The sequence below is a fragment of the Arthrobacter sp. P1_B3 genome (assembly GCF_056406615.1).
Genome location: NZ_JBFTZV010000037.1, coordinates 17,605 through 31,138 on the forward strand (window position 1 = coordinate 17,605; position 13,534 = coordinate 31,138).

The window sequence follows — 13,534 nt, forward strand, 5'->3', positions numbered from 1 at the left end:
GAAGTTTTGACCAAAACAGCCAACCGGGGGTGCGCGTTTACGTAAGCAGGGATTATCTATTTCGGCGGCTTCCTGTAGCCGAACCAGCGGGTAGCACCACGCGCCTGGCGGCGTTAGAGGCAATAGTCATCGAGGACACGACGGCGCCGCGGAAGCAGCGCAAAACCGCCACGGGGATTCTGACTCGGCTCATTGCGGAGCGCGGAGCGGAAGAGTTGTCGTCTTCGAACCCAGCCGCTCTGCTCAAGGAATGATTGTGGTGGTTATGATTCGATCATGCCGAACCCGCGATTGTCCCTCGCCCTGGAACGTATTGGCCCTGGAGATTGGGAGGTATTTGAACAGTTCGCGTCGGAGTTCTTAGCCGTCGAATATCCCGCCCTGCGGACGATGGCAGCACCGAACGGAGACAAGGGCAGAGACGCCGAAATATTCACGGTTGACGGTGTGCCAAAAGTCGCATTTCAGTACTCTGTCACTGCGAGTTGGAAGACGAAAATTGCGAGCACGTTGGACACGCTCAAGAGGAATCTCCCTTCGGTCAGTACCATGATCTACGTGACCAACCAGGTGATTGGTCCGGCTGCTGATGAACTCAGGGAAGAGTCTCGCCGTGACCGGAACATAACCGTAGATATCCGGGACCGGTCGTGGTTTGTGGAGCGTGAGGAGTCCTATCCTCAACGACGAGTGGCAAGTGAAGAGCTGGCCAAGAGATTTGTCGATCCGCTTCTGTCCAAACGAGGGGTCATCGACAGAATATCGACCTTGACCGCGGATGAGAGCAAGGTCGCGGTGCTGCACTTGGCACTCGACGGCGTGGATCAGGCAACCGATCAGAGTCTTACCAAGAGCTGCTTCGATTCATTGGTCTTGGCGGCGCTTCACGATTCGAGCACAGATAGCAGGCTCAGCCTGAGCGAAATCCAGGACGGCGTCGCCCTGCGCATGCCCGTGGGGAAGCGAGGGCAGGTCGATGCCCTGACCCTGAGCGCATTGAACCGCCTGTCCCGGAAGGGGCCCGTCAAACAGCACAAATCAGCTTCCGGATCTGAGGACACTTACCATCTCAGTTTTGAGGAGGCCAAGAGGATAAATGATCAGACAGCCACGTTCCTTCTTGATGAAGCTGTTCTGGATGCGAAACTCACTGTGGCGGTTCGAGCCCTCGAAGCACCGAAGGCACTGAACGAAACACAGTTGACGGAGATTTCCCGGCAACTACGAACGGTGTTGGAAGAAACACTTTTGGAACGAGGTGAGTCTTTTGCCGAAGCCGTGGAAACAGGAGAACCGTTCCAACTCAGCCCTGTCGCCATAGCAGACAGAATTACAGCAAATGGCGGCATCAGCGGGCTCAGTTCTGATGCCGCGGCCGCGGCCATTATGCATGTATTGGAGCAACCTTCGCCTCAAACGCAGTCCCATCTTCGGCGGCTGGCTGATGCATACACTCTTTTCGCGTTCCTGAAACAGACCCCGGACGTCCAGAAAGTCATGCTTAACGTCTTCAGTGAAGGCGACATATGGATGGACACCACCGCGATCCTGCCGCTTATCGGAGAGAGCCTGGTAGACGATCCGGAGGAGCGCCACTTTACGGTTCTGATGCGAGCAGCGGTAGACGCCGGGTTGCTCCTATTCGTAACGGAAGGAGTCGTGGAAGAAGTTGAAAGACACCTCAACCTGGCCGTTGCGTATGGCCACAACAGAACGACGACTTGGACCGGAAGAGTCCCCTTCCTCTACTCGGCCTTCGTGCTCTCGGGCCGGCCAGAGAATGAATTCTTGGACTGGCAAAGGGACATCTGTGGACGCGAACAGCCGTTGCAGGACGTCAGCGACTACCTTGCCGACGAATTCTCTATCGAGACCAAAAATCTCCTGGAGTACTCTGATGCCGCATCGATGGAACTTAGGGGCGTAGTCCAGGAACTATGGAATGAGACTCACGAGAGAAGGCGTCAACGAGGTGACTACGGAGCCGACCGAGGGACGCGGTCCCGCCTGGTTGCCCACGACGTTGAAAACTCAGTCGGCGTCATCGAGTATCGACGGACGATTGGACCATCACCCATGGGCTACCTTGCATGGTGGCTGACGTTCGATGGAACAGCAATGAAAATGAAGGACCACCTACGGGAACGCCTTGGCCCCCAGGCGCCGCCGTCGCCGGTATTGAGTCCGGATTTCCTCACTCAATTGCTTCGACTGGGTCCCCTTCGCACTGCCATCGAGCAGGATCTGCGAGTGCAGTTACCCCTCCTCACGGACATGAGCGTCAATCACTACGCTCCGCACGCTCTGCTCGATCTAGCAAGGGAAACGAGAGAAAAGTCGTCGAGCCAGAATGAACGGGTAGTGCGTCGCGAAGTCCGCGACGCGGTGAACCGGGCCAGGCAACAGATGGGTCCGGCGGCGGTAGGCGGCGTTCGCGCAATGGAGGATCGGATTTCAGCTTCCATCAAATCGTCAGTCACCCGGATGAATCACCGCACACAAAGCTGACGACTGCGGGACCTCACGCTGCCCTCGGCGCGGCTCCGGAAAATGCCAACGACGCGGGCGCACAGTAAGAACATGAAATCACTACTAAGCGATGACGTCGTCGCTGTACGTGGCGTCCTTACTGATACACACCCGGTCGATTTCCATGCTCTTGGGCTAACCGGCGCAATTGACCGCCTGACCCTTCCCCTCCGCAAACGCGGCATCGTGGTGCATCTGGAGACTCCGCGCCACCGGATGGAAGTAGACCGACAGTCCGCAACTCTTCTGTACCGGGCGGCGCAGGAGCTCCTCAGCAATGTCTATAAATTCGCGCAAGCATCAACGGTGACGGTCCGGCTCGGTTGCGTCACCCACGGCATGAGCCACGGCGTTCAGCTGAAAGTGACCGACGACGGCGGTGGTTTCGACGTGCCGGCAGCCATGATTGGCCGGCACACGGGCATGGGACTGCGCCTCATGCGCGTGGCCGTGGGCCTTGCTGGCGGAGAGGTGATCATCGATTCATCCGCCGCCGCAGGAACCTGTGTGACGATAACGCTGCCCCTGGACTGAGCGTCGGCCCCCTTGCCAGCCGTGGCCCGCCCGGAGTCCTGATTGCTTCAGGTCCGGGTCTCTGCGGGACCGGCATCCGCGTCGGGGTTCGCGCCGCTGGTACGCTGCGCATTCACGGATGGCACCGGCTCCTCATCGGCCGGCCCAAAAAAGTGCCAGGCCGCGAGTCCCGCGGTCACCGCGACAGCCACCGCCCCGGCGATCAACCAGGCTTTCCCGGACGCTGTCCGCCGCGATTTAGCCTGGGCGGGTGCCGGGGCAACATTAGGTGCGACCCGCTTCAGACCCTCGTGGACACGGGGAGCCAGAGTTTCCACTCCGCCGGCGAGCTCGTCAGCGAGCCGCCGCAGACCGGCCTGGATCCTCGGGGACGCGGATTCAATCCCGGTATCGAGCCCCGCGATCGCCTTTTGCAATGCCGCCTCGACCCCGGGAGTGGCCCATTCTCTCCCCTTCGTGAGCTGAGAAATGAGGTTCTCTGAAAGATGCCGTACCTGATCGGCCTGCACTGTGGGATGTGCCGTGCGCATGAGTGCCTCCTCGGTGTGATGGATGCCCATAGCCTACGGCGGCCGGCGCCATCGAAACAGTCCCCTCCCGGCGGACCAGACGGGACGACGTGAACGGCAGGTGAATTGTTGCTCCGGGGCAACGAGGGCGGTGCGCCGCCTGCTATCGTCATGCCAGAGGGCACACCCGGCGCGGCGCATGACGTCGCAGAGGGTCGGTGGACCACGTCGTGGGCCGCCATCCGGGCATGTCTTGAGAGGTTCGGCCGGCACCGCTTCCTTGGGAGGACCCCATGACCGACGACACGACGACGCCGACCGCGGAACCTCGGGGTGTGACCGCGGAACATGCCCGGCTGGCCGAGGCCACGGGTGCGGCGGAGGATGACCTGATCACGGCAAATCCCTGGTACGAGTGGGGGCCGTACCTGTCGGAGCGGGCCTGGGGCACGGTTCGGGAGGACTACAGCGACAGTGGTGACGCGTGGGAGTATTTTCCGCATGATCATGCCCGGTCCCGTGCGTTCCGTTGGAACGAGGACGGCATGGCAGGGCTGTCCGATGTTCACCATGACCTGTGCTTGGGGTTGGCGCTGTGGAACGGGGCGGATCCGATCCTGAAGGAGCGGATGTTCGGGCTGACTGGTCCGCAGGGCAACCACGGGGAGGACGTCAAGGAATACTGGTGGTACCCGGATGCTTTGCCCAGCCATGCATGGCTGCGGTGGCGGTATCACTACCCGCAGGCAGCGTTTCCCTATCAGCAGCTTATCGAGGAGAACGCCCGTCGTTCCCGGGACGAACCCGAGTTCGAGTTGCTGGATACCGGTGTCTTCGAAGGCGGCCGGTACTGGTCCGTGGATGTCGCGTATGCGAAGGCCTCACCGACCGAGGTACTTGCCCGGATCACCATCGAGAACCACTCTCCCGAGGAAGCAGCGCTTTCGGTGTTGCCTACCATGTGGTTCCGCAACACGTGGCGGGTCTCGGGCGGTGAGGCGCCGTCGTTGTTCCTGGACGGGGACGGGGTCGCGGTCGAGCACCCACGGCTGTCCGGCTACCGGCTCGATGCCGCTCCCACCAAGGAGGGAGTGCGGCCGACGGCGTTGTTCTGCGACAACGAGACGAATACGGCCCGACTGTTCGGGGCGCCTCCGGTCACCGCCTATCCGAAGGACGGCATCAACGACCACGTGGTCTCCGGCGCGGACACCGTGAATCCGCACCATCAGGGTACGAAGGCAGCCTGGTGGTATCAGGTGACTGTGCCGGGCGGGGGGCGGGTCGAGCTGCGACTGCGGCTGCACCGGCCGGTCCCGGACCAAACCGCGCCCCCTACCCGGTGGTTCGACTCTTACTTCGATGACGTCATGACAGACCGGGAGCGGGAAGCGGACGAGTTCTATGCGGCGATCGCCCCCGCTGAGATCGGCGCCGAGCCGATGCGGGTGATGCGCCAGTCCTGCGCGGGGCTCGTCTGGAGCAAGCAAATGTACCCGTATCGGGTCAACCGGTGGTTGGACGGCGACGCCGCCCAACCGGTCCCGCCGGCCGGGCATCGTAACGGCCGGAACACGGGGTGGCGGCACCTGGACTCGTTCGACGTGCTTGCCATGCCCGACCCATGGGAGTACCCGTGGTTCGCGGCCTGGGACCTGGCGTTTCACGCCGTCACCTGGGCCCACCTGGATCCCGCGTTCGCCAAATACCAGCTGCTGGTGCTCCTTCGGGAGTGGTTCCAGCATCCGAACGGGGCGCTCCCGGCATATGAGTGGAGCTTCGACGACGTCAATCCACCCGTCCATGCGCTGGCCGCCCTCCGGGTGTTCGTCATCGACGGCGGCACTGACTTGGACTTCCTGAAACGGGTGTTCCACAAGCTGCTGCTGAATTTCACTTGGTGGCTCAACCGGCAGGACCCGGACGGAAACAACCTGTTTGGTGGCGGCTTTTTGGGTTTGGACAACATCAGCCCGATCGACCGCTCGCACCTCCCGCCCGGCTTCAAGCTGGACCAGGCCGACGGCACCGCGTGGATGGCGTACTACTCCGTGGCTATGCTCACCCTTGCCACCAAACTCGCCGAACACGACGCCGCCTATGAGGACATGGTCGTGAAATTCCTTGAACAGACCGTGCTGATCATGGACGCACTGGAGGATTCAGGCTGCTATGACACCGAGGACGGTTTCTTCTACGACCGGCTCACCGACCCCTCCGGGGTCAGCATCCCGATCAAGGTACAGACCCTCGTCGGGTTGATCCCGGCGCTGCCCGCGGTCGCGCTCCCCACCCAGGACACGGACCGGAACCGCCGGCTCCGGAAGCGGTTCGCCCTCCGGTTGGAACAGACCGATCGGCACGAGATCCTCGACTGGCAGGTCCGTGGCACCGGAAACTCCCGGCGAACGCTGCTGTCGGTCGTCCCGAGGGACAAACTCGCCCGGCTGTTCGGCACCTTGTTCGACGAGGAGGCCTTCCTCTCTCCCCACGGCCTGCGATCGATCTCCAAGCGGCACAACACTCCATACACGGTTCCAGGGCTGCCCACCGCTGCAATCCAGTACGAACCGGCCGAATCGCGGACCGCGATGTACGGCGGCAATTCCAACTGGCGAGGACCGGTGTGGTTGCCGGTCAACTACCTCATCATCCGTACCTTGCTGCAGTACGACCAGTTCTTCGGTCCCGACTTCACCGTCGAATATCCCACCCGCTCCGGTCACCACCTGACCCTACGAGAGATTGCCGGTGACCTCGCCGATCGGCTGGTGGGCATCTGGCTCCCCGGGCCGGACGGACGCAGGCCGGTCTATGGTGGCGTCGATCTGTTGCAGAGCGATCCCGCGTGGAAGGACAACCTGCTGTTCTACGAGTACTTCCACGGCGACAACGGGGCCGGACTCGGCGCCATGCACCAGACCGGGTGGACGGCTCTGGTCGCGGATCTTCTTCTCGACCCACCCCGCCATAGCGACCGGATGGTGTTCCAGGACAACGCGGACCCAACCACCGCGGCAGGACCGCCGGAAACGGAACCGGGAACCCATGTCCAGCGAGACTAAGGACCCGGCCCGTGTCCGGAGAGCCATGTTCGGCGAGGGCGCTGTAATGGACGAGACGGCGGCGGCCCGACCACCGGGGCTCTCGCCACCGGTAGCCCACCCCTTTATCTACGAGATCAACACATGGGCATGGCTCGAATCCATCAGCGTGGAAGAAGACAAACCAATCGATCTGGGCTCCGTCCCGAACCTGCACTGGGACGCGATTGCCGGACTGGGCTTCGATGCGGTCTGGTTGATGGGGGTCTGGCGTCGCAGCCCCGCCGGCATCGGGATCGCACTGGCAAATCCAGCCCTGCGGTCCGATTTCCAGGCCGCTCTGCCCGATTGGCGTGCCGAGGACGTCGTCGGGTCGCCGTACTGCGTCAGGGACTATGTGGTCGATGACCGCCTGGGTGGCCCTGCCGGGCTTTCCACCGCCCGGGAGGCGCTGGCGGCGCGGGGCCTCCGGCTGATCCTGGACTTCGTGCCCAACCATGTCGCACCGGATCATCCGTGGACCACGGGGGCGCCCGAGCTCTTCGTACCGGGAACTGCCGCGGACCGGGACCTGGATCCGTCATCCTTCGTCGAGGTCGGCGGCCGGGTGCTCGCCAACGGGCGGGACCCCTACTTCCCGGCGTGGCCGGATGTCGTTCAGCTCAACGCCTTCGACCCGGCCCTGCGGTCGGCGGCGGTGGAGACGGTGAAATCGATCGCCGATCAGTGCGACGGGGTGCGGTGCGACATGGCAATGCTGGTCATGAACGACGTTTTCGCCCGCACCTGGGGTGCCCGGGTCGGTCCTGCGCCGAGCACAGAGTACTGGCCAACGCTGATCGCCGCCGTCCGTGAAACCAATCCCGGTTTCGTGTTCCTCGCCGAGGCCTATTGGAATCTTGAGTGGTCCCTGATGCAGCAGGGCTTCGACTACTGCTACGACAAGCGTTTGTATGACCGCCTTCTCGGCGATAATCCCGACGAGGTGCGGCTCCACCTGCAGGCCGAGCGCACGTATCAGGACGCCCTTGTCCGGTTTGTGGAGAATCACGACGAGCCACGGGCCGCGACGGCGTTCGGGGCCGGCCGCGCACGGGCGGCGGCGGTGACGGCACTGACCCAGACTGGGGCCCGGCTCATCCACCACGGCCAGCTGTCGGGGTGGAGGGTACGCCTTCCGGTGTTCCTCGGCCGTTTCCCCACCGAACCGGCCGATGACCAGCTCGCAGCCTTCTACCGCCGGCTCTTAGCGGCTGCCTCCGACCCGACCTTTCGGCACGGGCACTGGCAACCGTGTGAACGGTCGGGGTGGCCAGGCGAGAACAGCTTCGAACACCTGGTCGCCTGGAGCTGGGACGGTGCCACCCGGTGGCTGATCGTCGTGAATCTGAGCGATGCGCCAGCAACAGGTCACGTGAGAGTACCGTGGCCGGACCTGCGTGGTAACCGGTGGCAGCTCACCGACCCGACCCAAGACATGAGTTTCGACCGCGCCGGCGACGATCTCGTCGACGGGCTGTTCGTCGGACTTGACGCATGGCAATGGCATTTGCTCCGCCTCGACCCATCGCCAGAACACGCTGACCACGACTGACGGGGCCCCGGGCGACCGCCGTGTGCCGTCCGGCGAGACGAACGACGGTCACCCCCGCACTCCAGCGATCCGCCGTCGGAGGGCATCGCGCCACCTCGAAAGGAGCTCGAAATGGCCGGAAACGTCGTCACAGGCCGGACGAAACAGGAGCTGGGCAGGGTGCTGGTGCCGCTCGCCCTGGCGCAGTTCATCTGCAGCTTCGCGGGCTCGAACATGAACGTGATGATCAATGACATGAGCGAGGATCTGAACACAACCGTCGAGGGAATCCAGACGGCCATCACGATCTTCTTGCTGGTCATGGCCGCGCTGATGATTCCGGGCGGCAAGCTGACCGATCTCTGGGGTCGCAAGAGACTATTTATCATCGGACTCTCGCTGTACGGGGTCGGGGCGGTGACAAGTGCGGTGGCGCCGAACTTGTTCGTGCTGATCATCGGCAACTCGATCCTGGAAGGTGTCGGGACGGCACTGCTGATCCCACCCGTCTACATTCTGACGACCATGCTGTTCACGGACGTGACCTCCCGGGCTAAGGCATTCGGAGTGATCAGCGGCATGGGCGGAATCGGGGCGGCCGCGGGGCCGCTGATCGGCGGGCTCATCAGCACCGCGATCAGCTGGCGGGCGGCTTTCATCTTCCAGGCGCTGATCATCGTGATCATCATCTTGCTCAGCCGCCGCGCGGTTCAGGACCCGGTGCCCGCGGATCCGAGCAAGCCGTTCGACTCCATGGGGGCTGTGCTCTCCGCCGCGGGGCTGGTGGTCCTCGTCACCGGCATCATGCTGGCGGACAACGACCTGCTGCTGATGGCGGTCTTCATGGCTGCCGGCGCGCTGCTGCTGCTCTGGTTCTTCATCCACGTGCGCGCCAAGGAGCGCAAGGGTGAGGAGCCGCTGCTGTCCACCGGGCTCTTCCGGAATCGAACATCGAATCTCGGTCTCATCACGCAGAACGTGCAATGGCTCCTCCTGCTGGGGACCTCATTCGTCGTGTCGGCGTACCTCCAAGTCGTGCGAGGGTACAACGCGATCGAGACCGGGGTGATCTTCACGGCGGCCACCGCCGGCATCCTGGTCTCGTCAATCGCTGCCGAGCGGCTCGCGAGGAGGCACAAGCAACGCACCCTGGTCATCGTCGGCTTCATCGTCACGCTGTGCGGGATCGCCTTGCTCGTCGCCATGGTGAACGGGAATCCGACCGCGTGGGCCTTCGCCCCCGGGCTTCTGCTGATCGGGCTGGGAGTGGGCGCGATGCTAACCCCGTCCGTCAACCTGGTCCAGTCGAGCTTCCCCGATGAGCTGCAGGGCGAGATCTCCGGCCTGTCGCGCAGCGTGTCGAACCTGGGCTCATCGCTCGGCACTGCCGTGGCGGGGACGATCCTCATCACGTGGTCGTACGGTCTCGCGATGATCACCCTCGCCGTGTTGGGACTCGTTGGGCTCGTGGCAGCGTTCATGCTCCCCATCAACCTGGTTCCTGCGAAGTCCGGCGCCCCGGCCGACTGACCCGGCGTGCGCGACGGGTAGCAGGGCGGGGACGCCGGCCACGCTTCACCCTGGGGGGGAAATCTGGGGTGCCGCGTCGATGCTGCAGGGGTTACGGCTCCTCGAGCCGGTGGTCTTCTACGCGAAAGTCCGCCGGGCCGGCGGACGGGCCTGCTGTCAGCAGGCTCAGCTCCAGCACGTCCTCGAGCTGGCTGGCGCCAGGGGCGACGGTGTCTTCCTCGGTCATGCGGATCTCATCGGCCACAGCTGGGTTTCCTTGCCTGGGTGTCGGACGGCGGGGTCCTTAACCCTAGCGGGAGTTCCTGCGCATTCGCCGGTGTTGGGGCTGCGTCAGCGTTACCGGCGGCCGGCGCAGCGGCGTGGCGGCGTGGCGGAGGCCGCCGCGCACCTGGGGAGGATTCCGACGAGTAAGGCCGGACCCTGATGTGTGGACCCGGCCTCAGTTCCTCCGGTTAGCGGTTCTTGGGCGGGCGTAGGACTTTTCCGGGTTCCGCGCGCAGTCAGCGACGAGTCCGCGGTTCACGAGTTCGGCCAGCAGCAAGGCGAGGCGGTAGTCGGTGGCGTCGTCCAGTGCCAGCTTGAAGTACCGGGCGGCGAAGCTGGACTTGCCTTTGAGCCATTCCAGCCAGCCGATCAGGCACAGCATCGGGGCACGCTGTCCTTCGGGGGTTGCCTTCATGAGTTCGAACGCGACTTCCTGGGCGGTATCCACGCGTGCCCAGTCCGGGCGGGCAGGGAACACTCCAAGCATGACGGCCGTGAACTGATCCGGTGCACTGGTGATGACGTCAGTCATCAGGCAGTCTCGAGCGGTGGGGTGCTGGAATGCTCCTGCCAGTTCCTGCGCGATCCGGGCGGTCAGGGTGGCGGGGTTCCCCAGCACCTGGGCCCACGCGTCGCGACTGTTCTCCAGCCCTTCAGGCCATCCATCGGGGCGGTAGGCCGCGATGGCTTCGCGGGTTCCCGCGTCCCCGGTGAACGGTGCCGGTTCCGTGAATCCGCTGACGTTGCTTCCGGCGTAGATCACGGCGGCGTTTCCGGTGCTGGCGGTGATCGCGTCCAGGGGCTGCTCAGAACAGCACAGCGGGTTGGTGCAGAGGTAGTTCATCCAGACTTCGGAGGTCACCATCCACGCGTCCCGCAACGGAATCCCTGCGGTGGCCCGTTCGGTGCGCAGTGCGGCGACGTGATCGGAGTAGGAGCGCGGGATATTTGAGCTGTTTTCGTCGGCGTAGCCGACCGGCGTCCGGGCGTAGGCCAGCGGGTCGGTGCCGAACGGGGCGTCCATGCGGAGCCTGGCACGGAGCTGGTTTCCCTGCATGGTCAGCACGCGGCGGTCTTGCTAACACTCTTCACAAGAAACCTCCATCCTTTGGTTGCGTAAAGGCTGGCCGGCGCATCTTGGGGGCAGGCGCCGACCAGCACTTACAGCGGAAGGCCGGCCGGATGCCTGGTGGGGGTCCAAGCTCCGGCGGCGCTTACAAAGCCGTAATCGCTGGGGAACCCCGAAAGGTTACGCACCAATCGGAGTTTCTTTTTTCTTCCTTCGGCGCCTCTCCCTGCGTGTGCGGGAAAAACGCGAGGATGTCGTCGGCGGCGGAGAACCGCGAAGTCCTTGATGCCATGGCCGTCGCCGACTCGAACGTCATGGCTCTGATCACCTCCGGCATGAGCACCGCCTAGGACGAAGAGCAGACACCGCAACTCGCGACACGGGCTCTGTCCGACAGGAAGGGCGCCACTTTCGTAGACTCAATGGAGATCCGACACGTCTCCTCTATAGAGACAAGCCCGCCACAGGAAGAACCATCGATGAAGATTATCGTCCTAGTAAAGGAGGTCCCCGACACGTACGGGGACCGAAAACTGAACCTTGAAACAGGCCTCGCCGATCGAGAAGCCAGCGAGACAGTCATTGATGAGATCGGTGAGCGGGCCTTGGAGCTGGCATTGACGTACGCCGACGCGAACGAGGGCACTGAGGTCGCAGTCCTCTCCCTCGCCCCCGAGGGAGCGACGGCAACGATACGCAAGGGGCTGGCGATGGGAGCGGGCAGCGCCACCCACATCTCCGACGAGGCGCTCCGGGGTGCGGATCTTGGACTTACCGCCGAAACCCTCGCGGCAGCGATCCGTCGCGTTGAGTTTGACCTTGTGATCACCGGCAACGTCTCCACCGATGGATCCGGCGGCATGATTCCCGCGATGCTCGCAGAATTGCTTGACGTGCCGCTTGCTACCGGCCTCAGCTCCGTACAGATCAGCGACGGCGCGGTGTCCGGCTCCAGGCCCGTTGAATCCGGCGTGCAGCAGGTATCGGCGACCCTGCCGGCGGTGATTTCCATTACCGAGGCGCTTCCCGGGCCGCGCTTCCCGAACTTCAAAGGAATTATGGCCGCGAAGAAGAAGCCCGTTGAGGTGCTGACCCTCGCAGATCTCGGGGTCACGGCCGACAACCCGGACGCGGCGCGTTCGATCATGCTGACCGTTGCAGAAAAGCCCCCGCACGCGGCGGGCGTCAAGATCATTGACGAGGGTGATGCCGGCGAGAAGCTCGCCGACTTCCTCATCGAAAACCGACTGGCCTAAGGACTAACGACATGACTGATTTTCCTCGTGACGCAATCCTCGTCGTCGTAGAAGCCCAGGCTTCGGGTGAACTCGAGAAGGCAGCACCCGGACTCTTCGGCGCTGCCGCTGCCGTTGGCACGCCAGTTGCCTTGGTACTTGCCGCACCCGGTGCCGGGAGCGCCGCCGCCGCAGAGGCCGCGGCCCTCGGTGCCGCGCACGTACTGATCGCCGAGACGCCGGATCCGTCAGCGCTCGGAGTGCCGAGCGTTGACGCGCTTGCCGCCGCCGTGGAGCAGGTGCAGCCGGACGCGATCCTGATTTCGCATTCCCTGAATGGGCGCGACCTTGCCGGCCGTTACGCTGCACGTTCGCGTGCGGCGATCTCTGCCGATGCAATCGGCGTATCACGTGATGACGAGGGCGTCGTGGCACACCACTCCGTCTACGGCGGTGCCTACAACGTGACGTCAACGTCCACGTTCGGGGCGCCCGTCATTACGGTCCGCCAAGGCTCCGTCGATGCACGTGCCACGGCTCAGCCGCAGGCGTCGGAGACCTTGGCCGTGACGCCCTCCGGGAAGCCGGCCGCCCGGATCGACTCGTTCGAGGAGGCAGTTGCCGCCACCTCGCGGCCGGAGCTGCGTGGTGCCGCCAAGGTTGTCGCGGGTGGCCGCGGCCTCGGGTCGGAGGAACAGTTCGCCCTCGTCGGACAGCTCGCCGATACCCTCGGTGCAGCCGTTGGTGCCTCGCGCGCCGCGGTGGATGCGGGCTACATCCCGCAGTCGCATCAGGTCGGCCAGACCGGGGTTTCCGTGTCGTCACAGCTGTATATCGCGCTGGGCATTTCCGGCGCGATTCAGCACCGGGCCGGCATGCAGACCGCGAAGACGATCGTCGCCATCAACAAGGATTCAGACGCGCCGATCTTCGAGATCGCCGACTATGGTGTGGTCGGCGACCTCTTCAAGGTTGTGCCCCAGCTGATTAGCGCCCTTGAGGCTCGGAAGAAGTAAAGATGGCAACTCAGTCTCGGTCCATCCGGCGTGGCCTGCCGCGCGTCGAAGGCGGTGACCCCTGGCCTCCAGCAGGCGAGGCGCCCGCCCGCATTGTCACGGCAGGAACGGCCGCCGCGCCGGCGTCTGATTCAGGGGCGGGACCGGTCACCGCCGGGCCAGCGGCCGCCGCGCCCCCCGCGCCCGCGGCTGCCGCCGCTGCCTTGGAAACGGCACCGGGTGCGACGGCGG

Annotated in this window: 10 protein-coding genes and 1 pseudogene; 8 read left to right on the plus strand and 3 right to left on the minus strand. The window is 64.1% G+C overall.

Annotation, left to right across the window (positions count from 1 at the left end; translation table 11 throughout):
* Positions 1-276 precede the first annotated feature (276 nt).
* Together AC1D2F_RS22365 and AC1D2F_RS22370 are read left to right on the plus strand one after the other, a co-directional pair.
* Positions 277-2,508, plus strand: a complete 2,232-nt coding sequence (locus tag AC1D2F_RS22365; protein WP_229992008.1) for a hypothetical protein — start codon at positions 277-279, stop codon at positions 2,506-2,508.
* Between the two features lie 72 nt (positions 2,509-2,580).
* Positions 2,581-3,063, plus strand: coding sequence for a sensor histidine kinase (locus tag AC1D2F_RS22370; RefSeq protein WP_229992009.1), 483 nt, complete (start codon positions 2,581-2,583; stop codon positions 3,061-3,063).
* Between the two features lie 47 nt (positions 3,064-3,110).
* Here the strand turns inward: AC1D2F_RS22370 and AC1D2F_RS22375 are convergent, their stop codons facing one another.
* The gene (locus AC1D2F_RS22375) at positions 3,111-3,593 is read right to left on the minus strand and encodes a hypothetical protein (RefSeq protein ID WP_229992010.1); all 483 of its coding nucleotides are present in this window, start codon (positions 3,591-3,593) and stop codon (positions 3,111-3,113) included.
* Positions 3,594-3,865: 272 nt separating this feature from the next.
* On the opposite strand from AC1D2F_RS22375, the gene AC1D2F_RS22380 reads away from it, so the two are divergent.
* The 3 genes from AC1D2F_RS22380 to AC1D2F_RS22390 all read left to right on the plus strand — a co-directional run bounded on the left by AC1D2F_RS22380 (position 3,866) and on the right by AC1D2F_RS22390 (position 9,719).
* The gene (locus AC1D2F_RS22380; RefSeq protein ID WP_476967741.1) at positions 3,866-6,637 is read left to right on the plus strand and encodes an MGH1-like glycoside hydrolase domain-containing protein; all 2,772 of its coding nucleotides are present in this window, start codon (positions 3,866-3,868) and stop codon (positions 6,635-6,637) included.
* A complete protein-coding gene (locus AC1D2F_RS22385) occupies positions 6,621-8,210 on the plus strand; it encodes a hypothetical protein (RefSeq protein WP_476967742.1) in 1,590 nt (529 codons plus the stop codon). Before AC1D2F_RS22380 ends, AC1D2F_RS22385 begins: the two co-directional genes overlap by 17 nt.
* A 111-nt stretch (positions 8,211-8,321) precedes the next feature.
* Positions 8,322-9,719 (plus strand): MFS transporter, encoded by a 1,398-nt coding sequence (locus AC1D2F_RS22390; RefSeq protein WP_476967743.1) that lies wholly within the window; start codon positions 8,322-8,324, stop codon positions 9,717-9,719.
* Between the two features lie 91 nt (positions 9,720-9,810).
* Here the strand turns inward: AC1D2F_RS22390 and AC1D2F_RS22395 are convergent, their stop codons facing one another.
* Both AC1D2F_RS22395 and AC1D2F_RS22400 read right to left on the minus strand, forming a co-directional pair.
* Positions 9,811-9,963, minus strand: a complete 153-nt coding sequence (locus AC1D2F_RS22395) for a hypothetical protein (protein ID WP_229992015.1) — start codon at positions 9,961-9,963, stop codon at positions 9,811-9,813.
* A gap of 195 nt (positions 9,964-10,158) precedes the next feature.
* On the minus strand, positions 10,159-11,040 hold the full coding sequence (locus AC1D2F_RS22400) for a DUF4192 family protein (RefSeq protein ID WP_364746353.1): 882 nt from the start codon (positions 11,038-11,040) through the stop codon (positions 10,159-10,161).
* Between the two features lie 491 nt (positions 11,041-11,531).
* Between AC1D2F_RS22400 and AC1D2F_RS22405 the strand changes: the two genes are divergently transcribed.
* The 3 genes and pseudogenes from AC1D2F_RS22405 to AC1D2F_RS22415 all read left to right on the plus strand — a co-directional run.
* Positions 11,532-12,308 (plus strand): electron transfer flavoprotein subunit beta/FixA family protein, encoded by a 777-nt coding sequence (locus AC1D2F_RS22405; protein ID WP_229992107.1) that lies wholly within the window; start codon positions 11,532-11,534, stop codon positions 12,306-12,308.
* A gap of 11 nt (positions 12,309-12,319) precedes the next feature.
* Entirely contained in the window at positions 12,320-13,303 is a 984-nt protein-coding gene (locus tag AC1D2F_RS22410) for an electron transfer flavoprotein subunit alpha/FixB family protein (RefSeq protein WP_364746321.1), read from the plus strand.
* A gap of 2 nt (positions 13,304-13,305) precedes the next feature.
* Positions 13,306-13,534 (plus strand): annotated as a pseudogene (locus AC1D2F_RS22415) (cytochrome b/b6 domain-containing protein); the annotation flags it as partial.